The following is a 24,400-nucleotide window of genomic DNA, read 5'->3' as shown; positions in this document are numbered from 1 at the left end:
GCCTTGGACGATGTGCAACAATGACTGCCGAGCGTGGCGCTGCGTGTGCAAATGCACGAACATTGTTGGTTTCCCCTCTCGCGCTCTTTGCCGAATCCCGCTATCCTTGTGGGGAAGCGCAGGCCGGATAGGCGGGTGTGAGGAGGCATCGATGACAATCTACGACCCTGCTGTACGCGCGCAATCGCGTGGCGCGCAGGTCGGTATCGGGCTCATCCGCTTGAGTCATACCATCCGAACGATGCTCGCGGATGAGGCTGCCATGCTTGGGTTAACGCCGACGCAAGCCGAGGCGTTGCTCTTCGTTCGCTACACCAAACCCTTCCTAACATCAGTCGGGAGGTTGGCTGAAGCGCTTGGGGTAACGCATGCAACGGCTGTTGGGATCATTGATGGTCTCGTGCGTCGCGGTTGGATGACGCGCTACACCGATGCGCGTGATCGCCGGGTGACGCTCCTGAATCTCACGCCGGACGGTGAAGCAGTCTGCCAGCAATTGAATCAGTTTGGGCAGCGGCTCGAAGCCGCGCTTGTCCACGTCGATGCTGATGCATTGGCGATGCTTGAGCGCGGACTAGAAGCGCTGAGCCAAGCGCTGCAGCAGACCGGCTATCGTGTCGTTGTTGCTGAGCCCTGTGCCGGATGCCACTATTTCGTTGAAAATGCCGCACCAGATGGCCCCGAGCCGCATTGGTGCCAGTTCTTCCGCCGGTCGCTGAGCGACGCGGATACGCTCTTGGCCTGTCCAAGTTATGTGCCACGACCTCTTGACAGCACTCCGTCAATGCTGTTACCATCTTCCCCAAATGGCGGAGATGGGGAGTAGTAGCGCCTTACCTCCGTCGAGCGAGCCAGGGAGCGGTGGGAGCCTGGTCGGGATGAAAGGCGCGAACTCGCCCCGGAGCTGCGCTAGCGAGGTGACTGTTCTCTGAGTTAGTGCCGGGAGCGCCCGTTATAGCGCGAAGAGTGGGCGTTCTGTCCCGCTGGGGCAAAACGCCAAGAAGGGTGGCACCACGGACGGCCCGTCCCTTCGGGGGCGGGCCGCTGCTTTATGGAGCGATAGTATTTCGGGTTACGGGGAGGTATCGGATGGACAACTGCTCGCTGCAACACATCAGTATCCATACCGCTCCACGAAGCCTTCTTGCTGGGCTCGTCCTTAGCCAGCCCCGCGGAGGGGCCACGCGGAGTGCCGGCATGCGGCAAAGGTAGCCTGCGGACGATAACCCGTTGCCCGTTGCCGGCCTCCCCGCGCGGGAGGCCGAGCTGTTACGCAAGGCAAGGAGGTCACCATGACAGAGCGCTTGATTGTCTTCGATACAACGCTGCGTGACGGCGAGCAGTCGCCCGGCGCAACGATGACGGAAGACGAGAAGATTGAGGTTGCGCGGCAGTTGGTGAAGCTTGGCGTTGATGTCATTGAAGCTGGATTCCCCGCTGCCTCACCAGGCGATCTCGCGGCTGTCGCGCGCATCGCGCGCGAGGTCAAAGGCGTGGTTGTCTGTGGCCTGGCGCGCGCCAATGATGCCGATATTGACGCGGCGTGGGAAGCTTTGCGTTTTGCTGAATCGCCGCGCATTCACACGTTCATCGCCACGTCGCCCATTCACATGGAGTACAAACTGCGCAAGACTCCCGATGAAGTTGTTGAGCTCGCCTACGCGGCCGTCGCTCGTGCCCGTCGCTATGTCAGTGATGTCGAGTTCTCGGCCGAAGATGCGACTCGCAGTGACCCGGACTTCCTCTGCCGGATCTTCGCCACGGCGATCCAAGCTGGCGCAACCACGATCAATATCCCTGACACCGTGGGCTATGCAACACCTGAGGAGTTCGCTCAACTTGTCCGCTTCATCATCGAGCATACGCCGGGCATCGAGCGTGTCGTCGTGAGCGCGCACTGCCACAATGACCTTGGTTTAGCAACGGCCAATACACTCGCTGCGGTGCAAGCTGGCGCTCGTCAGGTTGAGGTCACGATCAATGGCATTGGTGAGCGTGCGGGTAACACTGCGCTCGAGGAAGTCGTGATGGCGCTGCATACCCGCCGTGACTACTATGGCGGCATCTTGCCGCGGATTGTTACTGAGCAACTGGTGCCGACGAGCAAACTTGTCCAACGGATCACCGGTATTCACGTCCAGCCCAACAAGGCCATCGTTGGCGCCAACGCCTTTGCGCATGAGGCAGGCATTCACCAAGACGGCATGCTCAAGCACCGAGCGACCTACGAGATCATGACACCCCAATCGGTCGGGTGGGAAGCCAGCCGCCTTGTCCTCGGCAAGCACTCCGGCCGTGCTGGCTTCACCGCGCGACTGCGCGAATTGGGCTATGGCGATCTGCCGCGGGAGCGCGTTGAAGAGCTGTATCAGCGTTTCATTGCCTTGTGCGATCGCAAGAAGACGGTGACCGACGCTGATCTCATTGCGATCGTCGAGGAGCAACTCTCGCAGGTTCCTGAGCGATATCAACTCCTCGGCTGGCGCGCTCATTCTGGTTCAGATGGACGGGCTGAAGCGTGGGTGAAGCTGAAGGTCGATGGCCAAGAACGCGAAGCCTCCGCAACCGGCAATGGCCAGATCGATGCGCTCTTTAAGGCAATCGACCGGCTCGTTGGCCACCAGTGTGAGCTTGAAGCGTTCCACATCGAGGCGGTTACCCCGGGGGAAGATGCGCAGGGAGAAGTGTCTGTACGCTTGCGCTGCGGTGAGGCTGTTTATAATGGCCGCGGCGTGGCAACGGACATTATCGAGGCGGGCATTAAGGCCTATCTGATGGCGTTAAACCGGTCGGCTTTAGTCACAACGGAGGTACGACGGTAGCCATGGGTATGACAATGGCGGAAAAAATCCTGGCTCGCGCCGCTGGCCGTAGTAAGGTCGAGCCAGGGGATATCGTCGAGGTCGCAGTTGACCTCATCATGCTCAACGACATCACTGCCCCACTCTCCATCGCCGAATTGCAGAAGGTCGGTGTTGATCGCATCTTTGATCCCAAGAAAGTGGTCTTTGTGCCGGATCATTTCGTCCCGGCCAAAGACATTAAAGCTGCTGAGCAGGCCAAGATCATGCGGGAATTTGCCCTTGCTCAGGGGGCGATCTACTTTGAAATCGGTCGCGCTGGCATCGAACACGTTGTCCTGCCTGAAAATGGCCTTACCCTGCCAGGCATGGTCATTATCGGCGGTGATTCCCACACCTGCACCTATGGAGCGTTCAATTGCTTTGCCACGGGTATGGGCTCAACGGACATCGCCGCTGCGATGGCGCTTGGAACAACATGGATGCGCGTGCCGCCGACAATCAAGTTCGTCTACAAGGGCACGCTCCCGCCGGATGTCGGCGGCAAGGATCTCATCCTCTATACCATTGGTCAAATCGGTGTCGATGGCGCGCTCTATGCCTGCATGGAGTTCACCGGCCCAGTCATTGATGCGTTGCCGGTCGATGACCGCATTACGATGGCCAATATGGCGATCGAGGCTGGGGCAAAGACTGGCATCTTCGGTTTTGACGAAAAGACCCGCGAATGGCTTGCGAAGGTGACCGATAAGCCGTATGAGCCAGTGGAAAGCGACCCCGATGCCAAGTACGCCCAGGTGATTGAATTCGATGTCTCAAATCTGCGACCACTCGTTGCGCTGCCGCACTTGCCGTCGAATGTCTACCCGGCCGATGACGTTGGCGATCTGCCGATTGACCAGGTCGTCATTGGCTCGTGCACGAATGGTCGCCTCAGTGACCTGCGCATCGCGGCGGAAATTTTGAAAGGACGGCAAGTTCACCCACGTGTGCGTTGCATCGTCATCCCCGGTAGCCAGGAGGTAGCAAAGCAGGCCACCAAAGAAGGTCTGGATGAGATCTTCCTTGAGGCTGGCGCAGTCTTCTCGACCTCGACCTGTGGCCCCTGCCTCGGCGGCTACATGGGCGTCTTGGCCAAGGGTGAGCGATGCGTCTCGACAACCAACCGCAATTTCCGTGGTCGCATGGGCCATCGTGATGCGGAAATCATTCTGGCCGGACCAGCAGTTGCGGCTGCCAGCGCCGTGCTCGGGCGCGTTGCCTCGCCAGCCCAGCTTAATTAGGAAAGGCGGAGACAGGAAGATGGCAATTCGTGGACGCGTGTGGAAGTTCGGTGACAACATCGACACTGACGTGATCATCCCAGCTCGCTACCTCGTCACCATTGATCCAGCAGAGCTGGCTGCTCACGTCATGGAAGACATTGACCCAGAATTTGCGAGCAAGGTGCAGCCCGGCGACATTATTGTCGCCGGGCGGAACTTCGGCTGCGGCTCCTCGCGCGAGCATGCACCGATCGCGATTAAAGCGGCTGGCGTACAGGCCGTGGTCGCGGAATCCTTCGCCCGGATCTTCTTCCGCAATGCGATCAACATTGGCTTGCCAGTCATTGAGGCACCGGAGGCGGTTGCTGAGACCGAAACTGGTGATGTGATCGAAATTGACACAGAAGCTGGAACGGTAACGAACACGCGAACCGGCAAGACCTATAAGGCGACGCAGTACGACGAATTTATTCAGCAGATTATTCACGCTGGCGGGCTGATGGCCGCAGTGGCTGAGCGGCTGAAGGCGAGGCAGCACGCCTCATGAGCGAGCTTCGTCTCCTTGTATTGCCAGGCGACGGCATCGGGCCGGAGGTGCTCGCCGAAGCCCAAGCGGTCTTAGAGCAAGCATGTCACGCGTTAGGGCTGGCGGTTCGTTTCCAAGAAGACCGTATCGGGGGCGCGGCAATTGATGCTGACGGTGTGCCGTTGCGCGAAGACACAATTGAGACTGCCCGTCAATCGGACGCGGTCTTACTTGGCGCCGTTGGTGGGCCGAAGTGGGATCATCTGCCGAAAGCGACCCGCCCTGAGGCTGGCCTGCTTGGTCTGCGGAAGGCGCTCGGGCTGTTTGCAAACTTGCGCCCGGTGAAGGTCTTCGATGCGCTTGCCGATCGTACCCCCCTGAAACCCGAGATCGTGCGTGGTGTCGATTTACTGATTGTCCGCGAGCTTACGGGCGGTCTCTACTTTGGCGAGCCGTCATTCGTCGCCCGTGATGCGGGCGCGCGCCATGCGGTTGATACGCTGCCATACACCGAGCACGAAATTTCCCGTGTCGTGCGCCTTGCCTGCGAACTCGCCCAGGCGCGGCGTGGCAAGTTGACGAGCGTTGACAAAGCTAATGTCTTGAATACATCACAGCTTTGGCGCGAAATCGCGACAGAAGTCGCGTCGCACTATCCCGGAATCACGCTTGAGCATGCGCTCGTCGACTCATGTGCCATGCGCCTGATCAGTCGGCCCAGAGACTTTGATGTCCTGGTAATGGAAAACTTGTTTGGTGACATTCTGAGTGATGAAGCCGCGGTACTCGCTGGTTCGCTTGGCATGTTGCCGTCAGCGAGCCTGCATGGCGAGCCGCCGACGCGCCCCGGGACCGTTGCCCGCCGTTTTGGGCTGTACGAGCCAGTCCATGGCTCTGCGCCGGATATCGCCGGCAAAGGAATCGCCAACCCAATCGGTGCGATCCTCAGTGTTGCCATGCTCTTGCGCTGGACGCTTGATCGCGCTGATGTGGCGCAGGCCGTTGAAGATGCTGTCGCTGCTGTTCTCGATGAAGGAGCGCGGACAGCGGATCTCGCTGGGCCGGGGGAGCGAGCGCTTTCTACACAGCAGTTTGGCGAACTTGTCCGTCAGGCATTAGCCGATCGTCTTGTGCGGTTGGTTCCGCAACAGCGTTAGCGTGGCTCTTCAACAGACTGGTCGGATAGATTGACGGGCCAGGGATACCTTCCCCTGGCCCGCACCCCTCCTTCCCCCTCCCCCAGCCGCTCAGTGGCCACTTGGGAGATTGGTGCCAGGAGTAACCACCTGGAAGATTTCAGAGTCTGCTGGCCCTTCGACATGCAGTACACCCATGGCGCCCTTCATCATGCGGCCAAGGGCGTGGTCCACCAGGACATAGTCACCTGGGTAATCGAGACGCAACTCAACGATCGTCGCGCCGCCTGGCGGAACGGTTGTCGTCTGCACATGCTCGGACCAGATAGTGCCAGCTTCGAGGGCGACACGGTCAAAAATTTCGCCGATGATGTGGAAGCTCGATGTCAAGTTAACGCCGCCGTTGCCGAAGAAGATCCGTACGGTTTCTCTGACCTTGGCCTGCAAGGCACGATCCCCGCTCAAGGAACCGACCGAGCCGTTGAACACAACGTAGTCCGGCTGTTCGGCCAAGCATTTGTCCAGGGAGAAGGTGTACAGGCCCGGCTGCCCGCGTGTTCCAGTGAGGTAGAAGTCGCCCTGCATCACGTAGAATTCGCGATCAACCGGTGGTAGCCCTTCCGGTGGCTCGACGACAATCAGTCCATACATGCCGCTTGAAATGTGCATCGGCACGGGCGGAACCGCGCAATGGTAGACGAAGACGCCAGGGTGTAGTGCCTTGAACCGGAAGGTTGCTGATTGGCCAGGCAGCACAACCGAGTATTTGGCGCCACCGCCAGGCCCTGTCACAGCATGCAGGTCGATGTTGTGTGGCGTCTTGTTCGCCGGGTGATTCTTGATGGTGAGTTCAACGGTATCGCCCTGGCGGACCCGGATCATGGGGCCCGGCACGGTACCGTTGAAAGTGAAGAAGGTAAATCCAACGTTGTCGTCGATTAAGGCCTGCACTTCTCGCGTCTCGAGCTCAACGCGAACTAGCTGCGGCTCGCGTTTGCCGACCGGCGGCGCAACGGCTGGGAGCGGTAACCGGCTGAGCCCACTCACGGCTGTGGTGGCTGCTGCTTGTCCTGCTCCGGAGGGTGCCGTCTGCGTATGGGCCATCCCTGCCATTGTCGGCTGCGTTTGTGCAGTTACCGTCGGCTGCTGCTCATTGCACGCGGCGACTGTGCTGGCCACGGCCGGAAGGGCAATGCCGAGCGCTGCTAGCCGCTGCAGTACCTGGCGACGGCTGAGGCCCTTGCTGCTGAGCTCTGCTACGTTAAGGATCGCCGCCATGTGTCGCCTCCTTCTCACTCACCCCGGGGCACTCCCGGTTTCCATGAGTGATGATCGCGGTTGCGGCGATCCTTCCCCACCCGCTCTTGGGTGGGAAAGACCTACCTCAAGGGGTAGTTTTTGTGTAGCGCGGTGTGCCTCAGTCTGTCTTTTCCCCTGGCTTTTGGGCAGGAGCCTTCACGAGGCCAGTGCGAAGCGCATACGCGATGGCTTGAGCCCGGTTTTCGAGGTGAAGCTTCTGCAAGATGTTTTTGAGATGGTACTTTACCGTATTTTCACTGATATAGAGGCGTTCCGCCAGTTCTTTGTTCGAGGTCACGCCTTGCACCATCAACTCGAGGATTTCCCGTTCTCGGTCAGTGAGCGCTGTTGGATCATCCGCTTTCTTCTCGCGTGCCATCTCGCGTAAGAGGTTGCGCGCGAGCCGAGGCGTGAGGACTGGCTCCCCAGCCATGACCGCGTCGAGTGCACGGAAGAATTCCTCAGCGTCGAGATTTTTGAGAAGATACCCTTGCGCCCCTGACTTGATCGCTTCAAATAGATCTGATTCATCGTCCGAGGCAGTGAGGACGACCACACGGACGTCGGGCAGTTCGGCTGTCAGCAGTCGCGTCGCTGTCAACCCATCAACCTCAGGCATGGTCAAGTCCATCAGTACGATATCTGGGCGGTATACGCGGGCAAGCTCAAGTGCCTCACGCCCATTCCGTGCCTCGCCGACGACGCTAATCCCGCGAGCCTCAAGTAAACTGCGCAGGCCATCACGAAAGAGCGCATGGTCGTCAGCGATGAGGACGCGCATGGCTTGCCTCCCTCATGATTGCGCGTGTACCGAGTGGGAGCCGAACTGTCACCGTTGTGCCTTCCCCAAGCACAGAATGGAGTTGCAGTTCTCCACCGACAGCTTCGGCGCGTTCTCGCATCGTTGCCAGCCCAAAGCGTGGATAGTCTGTTCGGCTCAGGCTGCTGGGATCAAAGCCTTGGCCATCATCCTGGACTGTAACCACGAGAAAATCACCCTCGCGCACGAAGCGGACGGTGGCAAGGGTCGCGTGCGCATGCTTGCGGATGTTTGTCAACGCTTCCTGGACGATCCGCAAGAGTTGCAACTCTGCCATGGGCGAGAGCCGCTCAAGATCTGCTGGATCAAGGGCAAAGTCGAGGGTGAACTGGATTCCACTTTGCTCTTGCCAGCGTTCACCATATGCCCGCAACGCATCGGCCAAGGACGATTCACTCAGCCCGGTACGCAGGGCCAAAATCGCCTCCCGTACATCGGCGTAGGCAGCACGCGCGGCGTCGGCGAGTTGCTGCAGCTGCCGTTCGGCATCAGCTTGTCGCCCTTCCTGGCGCAGCAGTTCCTGTACAGCGGCAGCTTTGGTCATGACGTATCCTAGCACTTGCGCAAGGCTATCGTGCATCTCACGGGCAATTCGCTCCCGTTCTGCTGCAACTGCGAAGGTTGTTATCTGACGATGGAGCTGCGCGTTCATAATCGCAAGCCCGGCAATGGTGGCAAAGCGGCTGAGCCGCTCAAGGTCGCGCTGCGTGAACGGCGTGCCATCACGGCGATCGGCGAGATACAGCGCGGCAATGCTCACGTCCCCACGTCGAATCGGTACCCCCAACAATTGCTGCATGACCGGATGTCCTTCCGGAAAATTGCGGGTACCTGGGTAAGCCGAAAGATCGTTGATGAGAAGCGGCTCGCCGTGGTGAAAAACTCGATCGAGGATGCCGTGCGACGGCAGCGTGGGAAGGTCACACGGCTCGTCCACAGGATAGCCACTGGTCACGGTCACCAGCGGCCCGTTCGGTGTTTCATGAGTAACAAGCAGGCCGTATTGCGCATCAACGAGCGCTCGCGCGCGGTCGACCACGTCCTGCAGCACAGCTGGCAAATCCAGCTCAGCCATCATGGCGAGTCCAGCTTCGTGAAGTGCTGCAAGTTCGTTGTGTTGTGCAATGATGGCGCGTTGCAATGTCGTGATCGTGTTGAACATTGTGGCAGCGAACAGGACGATCCCAAGCCAGAGCAGGCAACCGGCAACAGTCCAGGCAAGCCAAGCGATGCGAATCTGCTGTTCAAGCACATAGCCGATCACCAGCGCTGTTGTGACACCGAGCGCTGGGATGGCAACACCGGCCCAGCGCAAGCGCTGCAGCTGACGCTCTGGTGGGAACGACACTGGTGTGTGCTCAACGTGCATCGGTGCGCTACCCTTGCCTCACTATGGGCAAGGATAACAGGGATGACGGCAGGTTGGGGTGCCCTTGACATGGCGTCGTCTGTGGCTATGCTTAGCGTAGCGCCATTTGGCGACGTGAGTGTTGCGGAATCGAGGTGATGGACGATGCAGCAGTCGGCAACAATGTTGACGATGACGCCGCTTGCCATTGAGAAACTCAAGGAATTTCTCGACGAGCAGGGCATGCCTGAAGCATATCTCCGTGTCTTCGTCGCTCCGGGCGGTTGTGCTGGACTGCAGTATGGCATGGCCCTGGAGGAAACGGTCGAAGAAGATGACCACGTCTTCGAAATCGATGGCGTGCGGGTTGTCGTCGATCAATTCAGCGCAATGTATCTTGAGGGCGCTGAAATTGATTACATTAACAGCCTGATGGGCGGAGGCTTCACTGTCCGCAACCCGAATGCAGTCGCGACGTGCGCCTGTGGGCATTCCTTCGATACGGGCGGCAACGCTGCGACAGCCCAGGGGTGTGGTTGCGGCGCATCCTGGTAAGAGTTCAGTAACGCACGTCGGCGAACACTGCGCAGCCGCGGTATACTCGCGTTAGTGCGGGACGCGGCTGCGCCCCGTTCTGGGGGAATGCCGGAATTGGCAGACGGGCGTGACTTAGGATCACGTGCCGATGAGGCGTGTGGGTTCGAGTCCCACTTCCCCCACCGACTGGCTATTTCCGCCGACTCGCTCGTGCAAGCAGTGCTTGTTGGCTGTCTGGCCCTTGTCGACGCAGTGTATCCAGGGTGTCGAGAAACACCGCAATTTCTTCCTCGGTGTTGTAGTAGTGCACGGATGCTCGCACGACAGCGTCAAGCCCACGTGCCTCCATGTCAAACCGGGCTGATGCTTTCGAGGCAACGGTAACGTTGATCCGCTGTTCTGCCAGATACGCCTTTATCGCCTCAGGCGCAAAGCCCTCCATGGTAAAGGTCACAATGCCACCACGCTCGCGCCCGAGGTCATGGACCTGAATGCCTGGCAACGTTTGTAGTCCTTCGCGGAGCTGGTTCGCCAGTGCTCGCAGCCTTGCCGATCCTTCCTCAATACCAACGCGCAGTGCATAGGCGGCTGCTGCCCCCAACCCCAATCGCGCTGCAACGTCTGATTCCCACTGTTCAAACCGACGAGCATCCGGCCGAATGTCGTAGCGGTCATGAGCGATCCATGTGGCTGCATGAAGATCAAGGAAGATCGGCTCAATCGTGGCAATGCGTTCGCGGCGCACGTAGAGAAAGCCCACACCGCGAGGCCCACGCAGGTACTTGCGGCTCGTGGCCGACAGAAAATCACAGCCAATCTCGCGGACATTGACTGGAATCTGTCCGACTGATTGGCAAGCATCAAGAAGGTAGAGTATGCCAGCCTCACGTGCAAGCTTACCGATTTCAGCTGCTGGCTGGATCAAGCCGCTATTTGTCGGGATGTGGCTGATGGCAATGAGCTTCACGCGCTCGTCGATCATCTCGCGGAGTGCCGGAAGAGACAGCTGACCGCTCTCGTCGTTTGGAATGACTTCGACCTGTGCTCCTGTGCGTCGCGCGATCTGGAGAAAACTGATGACATTGCTCGCATACTCCGATACTGATGTCAGGATGCGGTCGCCGGGACGGAATGCTAGAGAGTAGAAGGCCAGATCCCATGCCCGGGTCGCGCTTTCGGTGAGCGCGATCTCGTCTGGGTCTGCGCCGATGAGTTGTGCAATAGCATGATAGGTCTGCTCAAGTTGATCAGCCGCTGCGGCAGCCGCTTCGTACCCGCCGATGCGCCCCTCAAGCTGGAGATGCCCGATAACGGTATCGAGCACCGGCTTTGGCATGAGAGCCGCACCAGCGTTGTTGAAGTGGATCACCGCTTCACACCCTGGCGTTTCAGCGCGGAGTTGGGCAATGTCGAGCGGCAAGCTATCCTCTCCTCTCCGTTCCCCGGCAACTCTGAAAGTGTTGCGTGATCAGTACGCGCGTGCCCAGATGACCTGGTGCTTGCCCGGCATGCCACAGACGATGCACGGGCCGAGTGTCTCTGGTTGGACAAACGGAATGCAGCGAATGGTCGCCTTCGTCTCTGCCTTGACCCGGGCTTCGCACTCAGCACTACCGCACCAGAACGCTCGGTTGAAGCCAGCGTTTGATGCGACGCGTTCCTTGAGTTGCTCGTACTGCTCAACATCTTCCGTGTACCGTTCCAGCATCGCCTTGGCAGCGTCGTAGAGTCGCTGCTGGAGCGCGTTGAGCTCCTCGAGGACAGCTTCCACGACCTGTGAGACTGGAACAGTGATTCGCTCGCCGAGGATGTCTCGCCGGACGAGCGTGACCTGGTCTTGGGCAACGTCCCGCGGGCCAATTTCTAGGCGAATGGGCACGCCCTTGAGATCCCATTCATTGAACTTCCATCCCGGTGTCTTGTCGTCGCGCAGGTCAGCGTACACCCGAACGTGTTCGAGCAGACGCGCACGCACGGTATCGACGAGCGCTTCCACCTTGGCCCGCTCTTCTTCTGAGCGCCAGATCGGCACGATGATCACCTGAATCGGGGCAACGCGTGGCGGCAGCTTCAGACCGCGATCATCGCCATGGACCATGACCATGGCGCCAACCGTGCGATGTGACAATCCCCAGCTCGTGTTGAAGGCATAGCGACGTTGCCCTTGAGCATCGAGATACTGGATGTCGAACACACGGCCGAAGTGGTCGCCGAGGTTATGCGACGTCGCCGACTGGAGCGCCCAGTGCTTGCCGCCCATCATCGCCTCAATGGTGTAGGTGCGCAATGCACCAGCAAATTTCTCTGATTCAGTCTTTTGGCCGGGGATCACCGGAATAGCAAGCTCGGTCTCAACGAAGTCACGGTAAACTTCGAGCATCAAGCGGGCTCGCTCTTCAGCTTCCTCAAGCGTGGCGTGAACCGTGTGACCTTCTTGCCAGAGAAACTCCAGCGTGCGCAAGTATGCCCGCGGACGTTCTTCCCAGCGCACGACGCTGCACCACTGGTTAATCAGGATCGGGAGGTCGCGATAGGACTGCACCCAGCGAGCAAACATCGGGCAGATAATGGACTCGGAGGTTGGTCGCACGGCCCACGGTTCCTCAAGTTCCTTGTCGCCACCGCGCGTTACCCACGCGACTTCCGGCGCAAAGCCTTCGATGTGCTCTGCTTCCCGCTCGAGCATGCTCTTAGGGATGAAGAGCGGGAAATAGGCATTCTGGACGCCTGTCTCCTTAATACGCCGGTCAAGCTCTGCTTGCATCAGCTCCCAAATCGCAAAGCCATAGGGGCGAATGACTCGCGTCCCGCGCACGGGTGATTCATCGACAAGTTCGGCTTTGTGCACGACCTCGATGTACCAGCGGTCAAAGTCATCCTCTTGCTCAATAAGCTCCTCGACCAACTTCCGCTCTGACATACTGCGCTCCCTTGCGCTGCTCAGCTCCGACTGCTCTGTTCAACCGGGTACGCAGACCAGCTACAATACGCCGAGGCGATACGGCGTACTGTCGCATTATAGCCTCCAGCGCGTTCGCAGGAGGAAGCCGGTCATGTCTATCCGACGCATTGGTTGTGTCACTGCCGGGGGAGATGCCCCTGGACTGAACCCAGCGATCCGGGCGATTGTCAAGACCGCAATACTGCAGTATGGCTGGCAGGTCATTGGCTTCGAAGATGGATATGAGGGCTTGCTCACTGGCCGTTGGCGTACATTGACGCTCGACGATGTGCGCGGGCAGCTGGTTCGCGGAGGAACGCTGCTTGGCACCTCGAACCGCGCCAACCCTTTCGCGTTCGCTTTCCCGACCGATGAGCAACCCCGTGACTACAGTGACCGTCTTGTGAGTCTGGTTGAGGCGCTCTCCCTCGATGCGCTGATCGTCGTTGGCGGTGATGGCAGCCTGTCGATCGCCTATCGACTCTGGCAGAAAGGCGTACCGATTCTTGGAGTGCCGAAAACGATTGATAATGACGTGCAGGGAACGATATTCTCGATCGGCTATGCCACTGCTGTTGCTGTCGCGACTGATGCCATCGATCGGCTGCACACGACGGCGGAGAGTCATCATCGGGTCATGATTGTCGAACTCATGGGGCGTACGGCGGGCTGGATTGCCCTCGCTGCTGGGGTAGCTGGCGGCGCTGATGTCATCCTCATCCCTGAGATTCCGTTCTCGCTCGATGCTATCGTTACCGCCATTGAGCAGCGACGCGCAGCAGGCCGGCACTTTACGATCATTGCAGTGGCTGAGGGCGCCCAGCCAGTTGGGGGCTCAGCTGTAGCGGAAATAACCGGCCCGCTTCCGTATCAGCGTCGCTACGGAGGAATTGGCCTGCTGCTCCAGGCACAACTGGCACAGCGCCTTCCGCTCGAGGTGCGCAGTCTTGCTCTTGGTCACCTGCAGCGTGGCGGCCCGCCGGTTGCGCTTGATCGGCTGATTGCAACGGCCATGGGGAGCGAGGCAGTGCATATGCTGGCGCGAGGTCAGCTCGGGCAGGTCGTCACGGTGCATGGCAATGGCGATAATCCTGCTGCAATTCGTGTCGGGACGGTCACGCTGGCTGATGTGGCACGAGGGCCTCGACTTGTACCTCTCGATCATCCGCTCCTCACGAGTGCGCGATCAATCGGCATCAGTCTGGGAGAGGAAGTGCCCGCATGACTGAACGCTTTCCTGCTGGCAAGCTGCCAGCAGCCTTCCTGGCGACGCTCCTCTCTCAGCTCCCAGCCGATCCAACGTTGCTCGTTCCACCAGGCGTTGGTCGTGATGCGGCAGCGGTCCAGTTCGATGAGCAGACAGTGCTTGTCCTGACGGCCGATCCTATTACCTTTGCAACCGACGAAATCGGTTGGTATGCCGTGCAGGTGAATGCCAATGACGTTGCTTGCCTCGGGGCCGAGCCTCGCTGGTTCCTGGCAACTGTCTTATTGCCCGAGGCTGACGCAACGCCAGCCTTGGCGCAGCAAATTCTGGCCGATCTCCAAGCAACCTGTGCAGCATTGCGAATCACGCTCGTCGGTGGGCACACTGAGATCACCGTTGGGCTGCCGCGCCCAATCGTCTCTGGGGCGCTTATTGGTGTGACCACCCCAGAGCGGCTGATCGTGCCCGGTCGCGCTCAGCCCGATGACGCGCTGATTGTCGCGAACGGCATTGCTATTGAAGGCACAGCCATTCTCGCCCGAGAGTGCGCTTCGCTGCTTGAGGGACGCGTTCCGGCCGATCTCCTCGAGCGCGCACGGCGTTTTCTCCATGCCCCTGGCATCAGTGTCGTGGCCGCAGCGCGTGCCCTCACGAATGCACTTGGTTCAAACGTTCACGCGCTGCACGATCCAACCGAGGGCGGGCTTGCAACGGGCGTTCGTGAATTAGCGCAAGCTGCCGGCCTTGGCGCGACACTCTATGCTGACGCGATCCCGGTCTATCCCGAGACGCAACAGATTTGCGATGTCCTTGGCCTCAACCCGCTTGGACTGATTGCCTCCGGGGCATTGCTCGCAGCTGTTGCCCCAGAGGCTGCTCCTACAGCCCTCCAGGCCCTTGCTGACGCTGGGATTCCTGCAGCGCACATCGGTGAACTCACGGCTTCACCGGGCCGCTATACCCTGGTCTCGGCGCAGGGGAGCGTGCCACTCCCTGACTTCCCCGTCGATGAACTCGCCCGGTTCTTCACGCAGGCCACTGAGCCGAAGTAAGCGGCATCAGCTTAGGTCTTCGCCATCTGTTGCAACGCGCGATAGGCTGGACGTGGCGACCAATCACGATTGACAACCGACCATGGCCCTTTCTCGTCGTTCGGCCCGACCAACACCGAGAAGTTCAGGTTCCAAACGAACATGCCCGTGACCCACGGCCACTGAGTACGGGCAATCTGGAAGGCGCGGACAAGATATTGCGCCTGCTGTTCGTCACTAACGTATTGGCCATATTCATATCCTTTGGCCGGGTTAGCAGTTGTCCAGCCGAACTCGGTAATCCAGACTGGCCGTTGGTCGCCATGCTGCACCATAACCTGGCGGAGTTGTTCGACCCGTCGAAAGTAGAAGCTGGGGTGATCGCGCCAGCCTGGCCCGGGCCCTGGATTATCTGGCCACAGGGTGTCGGGCGGGTTGAGCGTTGCGTTCGCGTGTGCCCCCAGGATGTCAAAGTACTTCGTGCAGGCTCCGTTATCGATGCTGTAGAACTGCTCAAGATACTGGACATCATCAATAGCAATATGCGGGTCGGTCACACCGGTTGGCGTCAGCCCTCCAAAGAGGACGAGTGCGTTCGGGTCGCCAGCCTTCACTCCAGCATAGCCAGCTTTGAGCAGCCGGCAGTACGGCTCAACACGCACCGCGTTGCCCTGGCCGAACTCGTAGGCGAGGTTCTGCTCGTTCCAGATCTCCCATGCCTGGACTTTACCGCGATACTGTGTCGCGAGCCGCTGCATCAGCCGTTGAAATGCCATATAGTCGCTGGTGAGTTCCTGCCCAGTTGTATCACGAGCCCATTCTGGTGGTCGGACAACGGAGATCAACAGGTGAATGCCCTTGGGAGTGTAGACCTTGACCAGACGATCGATTGGCCGAAAGTCGAATTGCCCGGGCTGTGGTTCGAGCGAACTCCACTCGACTTGAACACGCACCCAACCGAAGCCAGCTCCTTGCACAAGCGCTGCCGTTTGTTGGTTGAACGCTTCGCCTTGGTCATCGCCGCGCCATGCGACATTAAACCCGTATGCGAAGCTCGTGGCCGTGTTGCCGGGCGTTGCCGTCGGGGCAGTTGTCGCGATCGGAGATGATGATGTGCTGGGAGTGGCTACTGAAGTGCGTGCTGCAGGAGATATGGTCGATGTCCCTATTGGTGTTGAACTACTACAGCTGGCAAGGAGCCAAAGGAAGGCCAACAACCATGCCCCCCTGGTTGGGCGCAAGCGATATCCCATAATCCCTCCCCAACGCGGTCAGCCTCGTACCGCGGCGCCCACTCACGTTGAGCTGCGCCGCATTTGATCCTAGCTGATGACTTCAGGAAATGGCGAGAAAATAAGGCGCTAGCACGTAGCCGATGTCGCCCGCGTGCTAGCGCCAACGATGCATGCTGGAGGACTAGTCGTCGCCGCTGCCACCACCAGCGGGGCTCGGTGCTGGCTCTGTCCAGATTTGGGCACGGTGTGTCTGCGGCATAATGAAGAGACCAAGCAAGAACGCAATCGCTGGCACGGCAATCGTATAGGCCAGCGTCAGCCCGAGGTTATGCGTTCGGGCCCAGACATCAGCCGTGATCAGTGGCACGAGCCCACCGCCCCAGCCATTCCCGATATGGTACGGAACAGAGACGGAGGTGTAGCGGATCCGGGCAGGGAAGAATTCCGCGAGGAACGCAGCGATTGGCCCGTAAACCATGGCGACATAGACGACCATGATCCAGACAATGAATGAAGCAAGTGGATAGTTGATATTGTCCTTGGGCGTTGCTCGCCCCAACGCGCTGTACAGTGGATAGTACGTGGCCGCAGCAAGCGCGAGCCCGGCGAGGATAATCGGCTTGCGTCCAATACGGTCAGAAAGCCAACCCATGAGGACAAACATCGGCAGCCCGAAGAAGAGAGCCCAGCCCACAATCGTTGAAGACGCAAGCGTATCAAGCTTCTGGACCGTCTGGAGGAAGTAAAGTGCCCAGAACTGGCTGCTGTACCAGACGACGCCTTCGCCGAGGACGATCACTGCGGCGATAAGGACATACTTGATGTTTGCACTGGCGAAGGATTCCTTCCACGGATTGCGCGACGTGCGGCCCTTCGCCTTGATCTCTTGGAAAATTGGGGTCTCTTGGAGTCGTAGCCGGATATAGAAGGAGATAATCACCAGCAACGCCGAGATGAGGAATGGAATCCGCCAACCCCAGGCCGTAAATGCCTCATTGCCAAGCGAAAGCCGCGTGCCAATGACGACAAGGAGTGAGACCAGCAACCCGATTGTCGGAGTCGTCTGGAGATAGCCGGTGTAGTAGCCACGCCGCTCGTCTGGTGCGTGTTCAGCCAGATAGACGATTGCACCGCCGTACTCGCCACCGAGGGTAAGACCTTGGATAACGCGCAGGAGAAAGACGATGATCGGCGCAACCACACCGATGGTAGCGTAACTCGGTACTAGGCCAATGAGTGCCGTTGACAGGCCCATTCCCGTAAGCGTGATCAGGAAGGTATACTTACGCCCGATCCGGTCGCCGACCCAGCCGAAGATCAGCGCACCAAGCGGCCGGATGAGGAACCCAATCGTGAAGATAGCGATTGTGTTGAGCAACGCTGCAACTGGGTCTTTCGCATTGAAGAAGTGCGTTGAAAGGATTGTCGCTAAGCTACCAAAGATGTAGAAGTCATACCACTCGATAATTGTCCCAGCGCCCGCGGCCACGATCACGAGCCACAGATATCGGCGTGGGACAGGCATCGCTGCACTTGTCGCCATTGCTCTCTATCCCTTCCGTTTACTCCTTTGCCTCGTTGCAAAGGGAATGCGTACAGGCTGTGGCGGCAGCCATGTACGACCGCACGGGATATGCAGCGAACTGCCCTTCGATCGCTGGGCTGGTGGGCCGCGGGCCGCCCCCCGTGCGGCAGGGCTATCCATTGTGCGTCGCGCTTGCTTCACTGCTTGTGCGCTCACGCGGCGTATCCCGGACTGGGCCTGTTGCCCTGCTCGGAAATCCGTCTCGGCGTATTGGTGCTATTTGTACTGAACTGGGTTCGTTTTGTCAAGTAATAGACAATAGGGGTGGAGCAGCATATGCTGCTCCACCCCTGCGCACTACTCGGCTGCTTCGCGCTCTTCGTACTGCTTCTTGATCTCGGCAATCACTGCCGGATCAGTCAACGTTGTGGTGTCACCAAGCACACGCCCCTCCGCAATGTCACGCAGGAGCCGCCGCATGATCTTGGCCGATCGTGTCTTGGGCAGGTCCGCGGTGAAGAACACGTCAGCTGGACGGGCAATCGGGCTAATCTTCTCAGCAACCCATTCGCGCAACTCGTGCTTCAGGTCCTCGCTCGGCTGATAGCCCGCCTTCAACACGACGAACGCCGAAATCGCCTGCCCCTTGATCGGATCATTCCGCCCGATGACGGCTGCTTCAGCCACCGCCGGATGAGCAACGAGCGTGCTCTCGATCTCAATGTTGGACAGGCGATGGCCCGCCACGTTCACCACGTCGTCGACACGACCGGTGATCCAGAAGTAGCCGTCCTCATCTCTGCGCGCTCCATCGCCAGTGAAGTAGATGCCGGGGAAGCGGGACCAGTACGTCTTGACATAGCGGTCCGGATCACCCCAGAACGTCCGGAGCATCGCCGGCCATGGGCGCTTCAGCACCAGATAGCCGCCAACGTTCGGCGGGCAGGAGTTCCCCTGTTCATCAACGACGTCTGCGACAACACCCGGGAAGGGGATGGTTGCTGAGCCCGGCTTCGTCGTGACCACGCCAGGCAGCGGCGTGATCATGATCATCCCGGTTTCGGTCTGCCACCACGTGTCGACAATCGGGCAGCGGCCGTGGCCGATATGCTCGTGATACCACATCCACGCTTCAGGATTGATCGGCTCGCCAACCGTCCCAAGGAGCCGCAAGCTCGAGAGGTCGTGCTTAGCCGGCCACTCCGTTCCCCACTTCATCGCAGTGCGGATAAACGTTGGGGACGTGTACAGGATATTGATGCGGTATTTCTCGACGATGTCCCAGTACCGGTCTTTCTCCGGCCAGTCCGGCGCCCCTTCGTACATCACCGTCGTTGCGCCATTGGATAAGGGGCCATAGACAATGTAGCTGTGGCCGGTCACCCAGCCAATGTCGGCAGTGCACCAGTAGTAGTCGTCGTCTTTGAGGTCAAAGACCCATTTAGTCGTGAGTGTCACACCGAGCAGATACCCGCCGGTGGTATGGAGGATACCCTTTGGTTTGCCGGTTGTGCCTGAGGTGTAGAGGATGTAGAGGGGATGCTCAGCATCGAGCGGTTCAGCAGGGCACACTGGATCAGCGGTTGCCATTAGCTCGTGCCACCAGTAATCGCGCCCTTCGACCATGGTCGCTTCGGCTGCATCACCGATCCGGCGCACGACGACGACCTTCTCGACCGATGGACACTCGGTCAGGGCTTTGTCCGCCAGTTGCTTGAGGGGGACGATGCTGCCGCGGCGCCAGGCCCCGTCTTGGGTGATGAGCACCTTCGCTTCGGCGTCCTGAATACGGTCGCGCAGCGCGTCTGAGCTAAACCCGCCGAACACGACACTGTGCGGTGCCCCAATGCGGGCGCATGCCAGCATCGCGATCGGCAGTTCAGGCACCATGCCCATGTAAATGGAGACCCGATCGCCTTTCTGCACGCCTAGGCTCTTGAGCACGTTGGCGAACTTCTGGACTTCGCGGTGGAGATCCTGGTAGGTCAAGACCCGTGAGTCACCAGGCTCCCCTTCCCAGACGATCGCCGCTTTCGTCCGGCGCCAGCTTTGGGCGTGGCGGTCGACGCAGTTATACGACGCGTTCAGTTGTCCGCCGATGAACCATTTAGCCCATGGCGCATTCCATTCCAAGACTCGGTCCCACTTTCGGAACCAGGTCAGTTCGGCCTCAGCGTGCTTAGCCCAAAACGCTTCGAAGTCGCGCTCGGCCTCCTCCCACGGCGTGCGATCTTTGACCCACGCGTGCTCCCGAAATTCGGGTGAGGGTGGGAAGCGCCGTTGCTCAACCAGTAACGGCTCCACCACACTGGTCGTCCGAGCCGCGCCATCACCATCTGCCATGGCAAAGCCCTCCTTTCACTCTCTCCGTCATCATGCCCGTCCAGCACGGAAACACGAGCGTCGCTGTGGAGCGCTTGCCGTCACAGCTCGTTCGCACAATATGCTCAAGGCGCGTTGTTCGCAAGATTCGGAGCGGTGCTCGTTCTGCCACCAGTTGCAGTACCGCTGCCATTCTCCGTCGCTCAAGCTCACGCACTGAACCCAAACAGTTGTCAACCCCAGGAAATGAGCAACCGCATTGCCATTATAGCTGACAACAGCCGCATATTCCTAGGTACCGAAGCGCTGGCCGGTCATTCCTGTGCAAGCATGCACGAGGACCGAGGACGTTGCTTCTGCTGAGCACGGTCGCGTGAGCCCTGCTGCCCTGACGTTATGCCGGAAATGCATGGGGAGATGCCGTACGTGGTGGTATCCTGACTGCACAAGAGAGCGATGGTATGGGACGAAGAGGACATGACGGGTCAACGACACGAGTTTGAGCAACTGACCGTGTTAGAAGCTGAGGCAATCGGGCAGCCGGGACAACGTCGCTTTCGATTGATTGCCGGTTCAGGGAATGATCTTGTCTTGCTCTGGATGGAAAAGGAGCAACTGCAAGCGCTTGGGCTGGCGATCGAGCAGTTGCTCGAGCAGTTGCGCCTGGCTGGATTAGTCCGAGGTCGCATTCCAAATCAGCCGGCTAAGCTTCAAGGTGGATTGCCACCAACAACGCCTGAATATCTTGTTGGCCGAATGGCTATTGGGTATGACGAGGAACGCCGACAAATTGCAATTTTTGCCCACGATATTGAGCAGGGAGAGGATGAAGATCCGATCTTTGCCGGCCGTGCCACGCTCCCGGCTGCGAAGGCACTCGCTGAACAGATTGCGGCGGTGATCGCTGCTGGACGCCCCCGTTGCCCACGGTGTGGGGCAGTCATTGGCCCGGAAGGGCACGTCTGTCCGTATGACAATGGCCACTTGCCTTGGGAAGGCTAGCATCATTCCCCAAGCGCGTAGCCTTCGGCGCGGGGATCAGATGCACCAAGCAGCAGGCCGCGTGATCGGTCGATCATAATCAGATGCGCATGGCCCATGGCTGATGACCAGCGCGGTTCCCACTGGACACGATGACCGAGCGTAGCCAGTGCATCGGCAACGGACGAAGGGAATCCTTCCTCAAGCCTAACAACTTCGCCTTCAGGCTCGGGATGACTTACCCAACGCGGCGCTTCAAGCGCTGTCTGGGGCTCGAACCCGAAGTCCACAATATTGGTAACGAGCTGCAGGTGGATCTGTGGCTGGGCGTGGGCACCCATAGTGCCGAAGACAACCCACGGTTGCCCATCGCGAAGGAGCATTGCAGGAATCAGTGTATGCAGTGGGCGTTTCCCAGGTGCAAGCGCGTTTGGTGAGGCTGGATCGAGCTGAAATGCTGCGCCACGGTTGTGCAAAACGATACCTGCCCCTTCAGCAACGAGCCCACTGCCGAAACTTGAGAAGATGCTCTGAATGAGCGACACGGCACGTCCCTCGCGGTCAACGACGCAGAGGTAAACCGTGTCGCCGTTTGGCTCAACGCGCTGTGCCATCGGCTGAGCATGCTGCTGCTCGATCTGGGCACGGAGAGTCGCGGCGTATGCCTTATCAAGCAGGCGAGTAAGTGGGATATCAGCGTATGCAGGGTCGCCGAGATAGCGGTCGCGATCAGCAAACGCCAGCTTCTTTGCTTCGAGCATACGGTGCAGGAGTGCTGGCGTTCCCCAGCCAAGTGTCGCAACGTCATACCCTTCGAGAATGTGCAGCAGTTGCATTGCCGTAACACCGTGTGTGTTCGGTGGCATCTCGACGAGCTCAACGCCGCGGTAGGTTGTGCGAAGCGGTTCAACCCATTCTGGTCGATATTGGGCGAGGTCATCGGCCGTCAGCACACCACCCGCCTGTTGCACAGTATGGGCAATGGCTTCAGCAATAGCCCCTGTGTAGAACGCCTGGGCACCATCGGCACTGATTCGCCGCAATGTCTGGGCGACCGCTGGCTGCACCAGCCGGTCGCCAATAGCTGGCACTCGCCCACCTGGCAGAAATTGCGCTGCGGCCGGCGGATGCTGCGCCAGAAGCGTCTGATGCGCCGCAATTGCGGCGTGCAGCAACGGCGAAACGGGAAAGCCATGCTCTGCAAAGTGGAGGGCGGGGGCGAGCAGCCTCTCAAATGTCTGCGTGCCAAACCGCGAGCGTAACGCTTCCCACGCGCCAACAACGCCGGGAACCGTGACTGACCATGGCCCGCGTTGTGGCATCGTTGCATAACCAGCTGCCTGAACGGCGTCAATCGTTGCTCCGCGTGGTGCGGGCCCGCTACCATTCAGGGCATAGAGGCGTTGCTCGTATGGTTCCCAAAGCAGACAGAAGAGGTCGCCGCCGAGTGAACATTGATGGGGATAGACGACGGTGAGAACGGCATTCGCAGCAATCGCTGCATCAATGGCGTTACCGCCGTCACGCAGGACGTGGAGACCGGCCAGGGTTGCAAGGTAATGCGGCGTTGCAATCATGCTCGTGTGCGCAAGCGTCGTTGGACGTCCCGTCCGCTGTGCTGGCGACCAACTGCCCATTGCGTGCCCCTCTCGTCCTCCGCGCCTGTTCGTTAGCGGCATGGTACCATCTATAGCAACGACCGGGCGCTCAAGCGCCCGGTTCTCTTCTCACGTGCGCGGAGCGGTGATGCATGCTTGATGTCTGTCTGCTTGGAACCGGTGGAATGATGCCATTGCCCGGGCGTTGGCTTTCATCCTTGCTTGTCCGGTGCAACGGTGTCGTGATCCTCTGTGATTGCGGGGAAGGGACACAAATCAGCTGGCGCTATACGAACTGGAGCTTTCACGATCTTGGGATGATCGCCTTAACCCATTTGCATGCCGATCACGTCGCTGGCTTACCTGGCATCTTGTTTTCCCTCGCCTACGCAGACCGGCGTGAGCCAGTGCGCATCTATGGTCCGCGTGGGATCGCTGCCTTGCTTGCCCATTTCCGCGTGCTTGTCCCCGTGTTGCCGTTCCCGATCGAGGTCGTTGAGCTTGACGGCCGCTATGAAGAAACCTTGCCGAATGGACTGCACTTCGCGGCGTTGCCTGTGCACCATCGTGTGCCTTGCTTTGCATACCGGTTTACGTATCCACGGCGCCCTCGTTTCTTACCGGAGCGTGCTCAAGCACTCCAGGTTCCCGTCACGCTTTGGCGGGTATTGCAGCAAGGGCAGCCGGTGCAGGTTGGCGAGCGCGTTGTCTATCCCAGCGATGTCCTCGGCGAACCGCGTCGTGGCGTCTCGGTTGCCTTCGTGACTGATACCCGACCAACGCCCGAGTTGCCGTCTTTTGTCCACGACGTCGATTTACTTATCTGTGAAGGAATGTATGGTAATCCGGCCGATCTGCCGCGTGCGGTCGAGCGCGGACACATGATCTTTACTGAAGCGGCCCAGCTTGCTGCGCAAGCACAAGCCAGGCAACTGTGGCTGACGCATTTTAGCCCGGCCCTGCAGAATCCAGAGTTCTGGTTACCAGTTGCGCAGCAGCAGTTTGCGGCAACTGCCCTCGGCGTCCCGCACCGTACCGTCACCCTGCGTTTTCTTGACGAAGCATCGAGCTAGTTTGCACGGCCGGTAATGAGGCTATAGAGCAGCGGGTCTGCGCGGAACTCCTCAGCGAGTTCCTCAAGACGAGCAATCGCAAGACCAAGCCGGATTGGTTCGCCCTGGACTTCGTAAAGGAGGAACTCGATTGCCGTGAAAATCTCATTAGGCATTGGACTAATGTGGGGCGGGAGAAGCGCGACAATGCGCTGCAGCCGTTCGGTGAATCGCTCGGCGAGGCGTGGGCGATCGTCAGCTGGCACATCAGCGTCAAGGAGATGCTCGATGCCATAGATGTCACAAATTGCTGGGGTAAGCCGCTCAAGCACCGAAAGCGCAGTCGGCGAGATCAGATCAGCCAAGAATTCACGATAGGTACACCATGCCTGACTCACGTGAGCCGTCCCATCGGACCGCAATTACCGCGCTGTCTTCGAACATTATGGTGTGCTTGAGTGCGCAAGCCCACTACATCCCTGCGAAGTCGGCTTGCCTCGAGTATACCAATGCGCTGCTGTGCTCACAGGTTGGCTCGGACAATGACAGCAGAAGACTGTTGACCAAAAGACGTGGGCAAAGGTCTTGACAGAAGCAGGAGACGCATGTACGCTGTGAGGTGAGGGAGACGGATGGACGCCTTACGGCTTCAGCACCAGTTCTGGTTTGGTTACTACTTTACCCCGCCGGCGTTGCTGGTGGGGCGAAAGGTGCTGAGCCCGTAAGCCCGTAGCCCACATAAACCAGCAACGCCGGCGAGCAGAGGCGACGACCTC

20 protein-coding genes, 1 tRNA gene and 1 other annotated feature are annotated in these 24,400 nt (G+C 59.4%); of the genes, 11 read left to right on the top strand and 10 right to left on the bottom strand.

The window, feature by feature from the left end; genetic code table 11:
* Positions 1–151: 151 nt before the first annotated feature.
* From N675_RS12900 to leuB, 5 genes are all read left to right on the top strand, one after another.
* Positions 152–826, top strand: coding sequence for a MarR family winged helix-turn-helix transcriptional regulator (locus N675_RS12900; RefSeq protein WP_038040481.1), 675 nt, complete (start codon positions 152–154; stop codon positions 824–826).
* Positions 804–1,033 (top strand) — a binding site (T-box leader). It overlaps the preceding gene by 23 nt.
* A gap of 259 nt (positions 1,034–1,292) precedes the next feature.
* On the top strand, positions 1,293–2,822 hold the full coding sequence (locus N675_RS12895) for a 2-isopropylmalate synthase (RefSeq protein ID WP_038040479.1): 1,530 nt from the start codon (positions 1,293–1,295) through the stop codon (positions 2,820–2,822).
* A gap of 2 nt (positions 2,823–2,824) precedes the next feature.
* Complete coding sequence (gene leuC, locus N675_RS12890; protein WP_038040475.1) at positions 2,825–4,084, top strand: 3-isopropylmalate dehydratase large subunit; 1,260 nt, start codon at positions 2,825–2,827, stop codon at positions 4,082–4,084.
* A 19-nt stretch (positions 4,085–4,103) separates the two neighbouring features.
* The gene (gene leuD / locus N675_RS12885) at positions 4,104–4,613 is read left to right on the top strand and encodes a 3-isopropylmalate dehydratase small subunit (RefSeq protein ID WP_038040473.1); all 510 of its coding nucleotides are present in this window, start codon (positions 4,104–4,106) and stop codon (positions 4,611–4,613) included.
* The gene (leuB, locus tag N675_RS12880; protein WP_038040471.1) at positions 4,610–5,749 is read left to right on the top strand and encodes a 3-isopropylmalate dehydrogenase; all 1,140 of its coding nucleotides are present in this window, start codon (positions 4,610–4,612) and stop codon (positions 5,747–5,749) included. The genes leuD and leuB overlap by 4 nt, the downstream gene beginning before the upstream one ends.
* 90 nt (positions 5,750–5,839) lie before the next feature.
* On the opposite strand, the gene nirK is transcribed toward leuB, so the two are convergent.
* From nirK to N675_RS12865, 3 genes are all read right to left on the bottom strand, one after another.
* On the bottom strand, positions 5,840–7,006 hold the full coding sequence (nirK, locus tag N675_RS12875) for a copper-containing nitrite reductase (RefSeq protein WP_051914749.1): 1,167 nt from the start codon (positions 7,004–7,006) through the stop codon (positions 5,840–5,842).
* Between the two features lie 139 nt (positions 7,007–7,145).
* Positions 7,146–7,808, bottom strand: a complete 663-nt coding sequence (locus tag N675_RS12870) for a response regulator (RefSeq protein ID WP_038040469.1) — start codon at positions 7,806–7,808, stop codon at positions 7,146–7,148.
* Positions 7,789–9,216 (bottom strand): GAF domain-containing sensor histidine kinase, encoded by a 1,428-nt coding sequence (locus N675_RS12865; RefSeq protein ID WP_051914748.1) that lies wholly within the window; start codon positions 9,214–9,216, stop codon positions 7,789–7,791. The genes N675_RS12870 and N675_RS12865 overlap by 20 nt, the downstream gene beginning before the upstream one ends.
* Before the next feature lie 144 nt (positions 9,217–9,360).
* Between N675_RS12865 and erpA the strand changes: the two genes are divergently transcribed.
* On the top strand, positions 9,361–9,750 hold the full coding sequence (gene erpA / locus N675_RS12860) for an iron-sulfur cluster insertion protein ErpA (protein ID WP_038040468.1): 390 nt from the start codon (positions 9,361–9,363) through the stop codon (positions 9,748–9,750).
* Positions 9,751–9,831: 81 nt separating this feature from the next.
* A tRNA-Leu gene (locus N675_RS12855) sits at positions 9,832–9,914 on the top strand.
* An 8-nt stretch (positions 9,915–9,922) separates the two neighbouring features.
* On the opposite strand, the gene N675_RS12850 is transcribed toward N675_RS12855, so the two are convergent.
* Both N675_RS12850 and proS read right to left on the bottom strand, forming a co-directional pair.
* Positions 9,923–11,152: an aminotransferase class V-fold PLP-dependent enzyme gene (locus tag N675_RS12850; RefSeq protein WP_051914747.1), complete on the bottom strand. Its 1,230-nt coding sequence runs from the start codon at positions 11,150–11,152 to the stop codon at positions 9,923–9,925.
* Between the two features lie 48 nt (positions 11,153–11,200).
* The gene (gene proS, locus N675_RS12845; RefSeq protein WP_038040465.1) at positions 11,201–12,652 is read right to left on the bottom strand and encodes a proline--tRNA ligase; all 1,452 of its coding nucleotides are present in this window, start codon (positions 12,650–12,652) and stop codon (positions 11,201–11,203) included.
* A 133-nt stretch (positions 12,653–12,785) separates the two neighbouring features.
* Between proS and N675_RS12840 the strand changes: the two genes are divergently transcribed.
* Positions 12,786–13,898, top strand: a complete 1,113-nt coding sequence (locus N675_RS12840; protein ID WP_038040463.1) for a 6-phosphofructokinase — start codon at positions 12,786–12,788, stop codon at positions 13,896–13,898.
* Positions 13,895–14,932, top strand: a complete 1,038-nt coding sequence (locus N675_RS12835) for an AIR synthase family protein (protein ID WP_038040461.1) — start codon at positions 13,895–13,897, stop codon at positions 14,930–14,932. The genes N675_RS12840 and N675_RS12835 overlap by 4 nt, the downstream gene beginning before the upstream one ends.
* A gap of 11 nt (positions 14,933–14,943) precedes the next feature.
* Here the strand turns inward: N675_RS12835 and N675_RS12830 are convergent, their stop codons facing one another.
* From N675_RS12830 to acs, 3 genes are all read right to left on the bottom strand, one after another.
* Positions 14,944–16,164: a cellulase family glycosylhydrolase gene (locus tag N675_RS12830; protein ID WP_051914746.1), complete on the bottom strand. Its 1,221-nt coding sequence runs from the start codon at positions 16,162–16,164 to the stop codon at positions 14,944–14,946.
* Between the two features lie 163 nt (positions 16,165–16,327).
* Positions 16,328–17,689, bottom strand: coding sequence for an MFS transporter (locus N675_RS12825; protein WP_038040459.1), 1,362 nt, complete (start codon positions 17,687–17,689; stop codon positions 16,328–16,330).
* Between the two features lie 339 nt (positions 17,690–18,028).
* Positions 18,029–20,014, bottom strand: a complete 1,986-nt coding sequence (acs, locus tag N675_RS12820) for an acetate--CoA ligase (RefSeq protein WP_038040458.1) — start codon at positions 20,012–20,014, stop codon at positions 18,029–18,031.
* Between the two features lie 456 nt (positions 20,015–20,470).
* On the opposite strand from acs, the gene N675_RS12815 reads away from it, so the two are divergent.
* The gene (locus tag N675_RS12815) at positions 20,471–20,995 is read left to right on the top strand and encodes a DUF3090 domain-containing protein (RefSeq protein ID WP_038040456.1); all 525 of its coding nucleotides are present in this window, start codon (positions 20,471–20,473) and stop codon (positions 20,993–20,995) included.
* A gap of 2 nt (positions 20,996–20,997) precedes the next feature.
* On the opposite strand, the gene ggt is transcribed toward N675_RS12815, so the two are convergent.
* Positions 20,998–22,611 (bottom strand): gamma-glutamyltransferase, encoded by a 1,614-nt coding sequence (gene ggt, locus N675_RS12810; RefSeq protein ID WP_038040454.1) that lies wholly within the window; start codon positions 22,609–22,611, stop codon positions 20,998–21,000.
* Positions 22,612–22,724: 113 nt separating this feature from the next.
* Here ggt and N675_RS12805 point away from each other — a divergent pair, with 113 nt between their 5' ends.
* Positions 22,725–23,645, top strand: a complete 921-nt coding sequence (locus N675_RS12805; protein ID WP_038040453.1) for a ribonuclease Z — start codon at positions 22,725–22,727, stop codon at positions 23,643–23,645.
* On the opposite strand, the gene N675_RS12800 is transcribed toward N675_RS12805, so the two are convergent.
* On the bottom strand, positions 23,642–24,022 hold the full coding sequence (locus tag N675_RS12800; protein WP_038040451.1) for a hypothetical protein: 381 nt from the start codon (positions 24,020–24,022) through the stop codon (positions 23,642–23,644). The genes N675_RS12805 and N675_RS12800 overlap by 4 nt on opposite strands.
* Between the last annotated feature and the right edge of the window lie 378 nt (positions 24,023–24,400).

The sequence above is a fragment of the Thermorudis peleae genome, assembly GCF_000744775.1.
Taxonomy (GTDB): Bacteria; Chloroflexota; Chloroflexia; order Thermomicrobiales; family Thermomicrobiaceae; genus Thermorudis; species Thermorudis peleae.
This window is presented reverse-complemented; position numbering and strand designations above follow the sequence as displayed.

Excerpts from the sequence above, each read along its gene's own strand:
- N675_RS12805 (WP_038040453.1), top strand. The coding sequence starts at position 22,725 with ATGCTTGATGTCTGTCTGCTTGGAACCGGTGGAATGATGCCATTGCCC.
- leuD (WP_038040473.1), top strand. The coding sequence starts at position 4,104 with ATGGCAATTCGTGGACGCGTGTGGAAGTTCGGTGACAACATCGACACT.
- N675_RS12815 (WP_038040456.1), top strand. The coding sequence starts at position 20,471 with ATGACGGGTCAACGACACGAGTTTGAGCAACTGACCGTGTTAGAAGCT.
- N675_RS12835 (WP_038040461.1), top strand. The coding sequence starts at position 13,895 with ATGACTGAACGCTTTCCTGCTGGCAAGCTGCCAGCAGCCTTCCTGGCG.
- N675_RS12870 (WP_038040469.1), bottom strand. The coding sequence starts at position 7,808 with ATGCGCGTCCTCATCGCTGACGACCATGCGCTCTTTCGTGATGGCCTG.
- erpA (WP_038040468.1), top strand. The coding sequence starts at position 9,361 with ATGCAGCAGTCGGCAACAATGTTGACGATGACGCCGCTTGCCATTGAG.
- leuC (WP_038040475.1), top strand. The coding sequence starts at position 2,825 with ATGGGTATGACAATGGCGGAAAAAATCCTGGCTCGCGCCGCTGGCCGT.
- N675_RS12825 (WP_038040459.1), bottom strand. The coding sequence starts at position 17,689 with ATGGCGACAAGTGCAGCGATGCCTGTCCCACGCCGATATCTGTGGCTC.
- N675_RS12830 (WP_051914746.1), bottom strand. The coding sequence starts at position 16,164 with ATGGGATATCGCTTGCGCCCAACCAGGGGGGCATGGTTGTTGGCCTTC.
- nirK (WP_051914749.1), bottom strand. The coding sequence starts at position 7,006 with ATGGCGGCGATCCTTAACGTAGCAGAGCTCAGCAGCAAGGGCCTCAGC.
- N675_RS12895 (WP_038040479.1), top strand. The coding sequence starts at position 1,293 with ATGACAGAGCGCTTGATTGTCTTCGATACAACGCTGCGTGACGGCGAG.
- N675_RS12840 (WP_038040463.1), top strand. The coding sequence starts at position 12,786 with ATGTCTATCCGACGCATTGGTTGTGTCACTGCCGGGGGAGATGCCCCT.
- N675_RS12865 (WP_051914748.1), bottom strand. The coding sequence starts at position 9,216 with ATGCACGTTGAGCACACACCAGTGTCGTTCCCACCAGAGCGTCAGCTG.
- leuB (WP_038040471.1), top strand. The coding sequence starts at position 4,610 with ATGAGCGAGCTTCGTCTCCTTGTATTGCCAGGCGACGGCATCGGGCCG.
- acs (WP_038040458.1), bottom strand. The coding sequence starts at position 20,014 with ATGGCAGATGGTGATGGCGCGGCTCGGACGACCAGTGTGGTGGAGCCG.
- N675_RS12900 (WP_038040481.1), top strand. The coding sequence starts at position 152 with ATGACAATCTACGACCCTGCTGTACGCGCGCAATCGCGTGGCGCGCAG.
- proS (WP_038040465.1), bottom strand. The coding sequence starts at position 12,652 with ATGTCAGAGCGGAAGTTGGTCGAGGAGCTTATTGAGCAAGAGGATGAC.
- ggt (WP_038040454.1), bottom strand. The coding sequence starts at position 22,611 with ATGGGCAGTTGGTCGCCAGCACAGCGGACGGGACGTCCAACGACGCTT.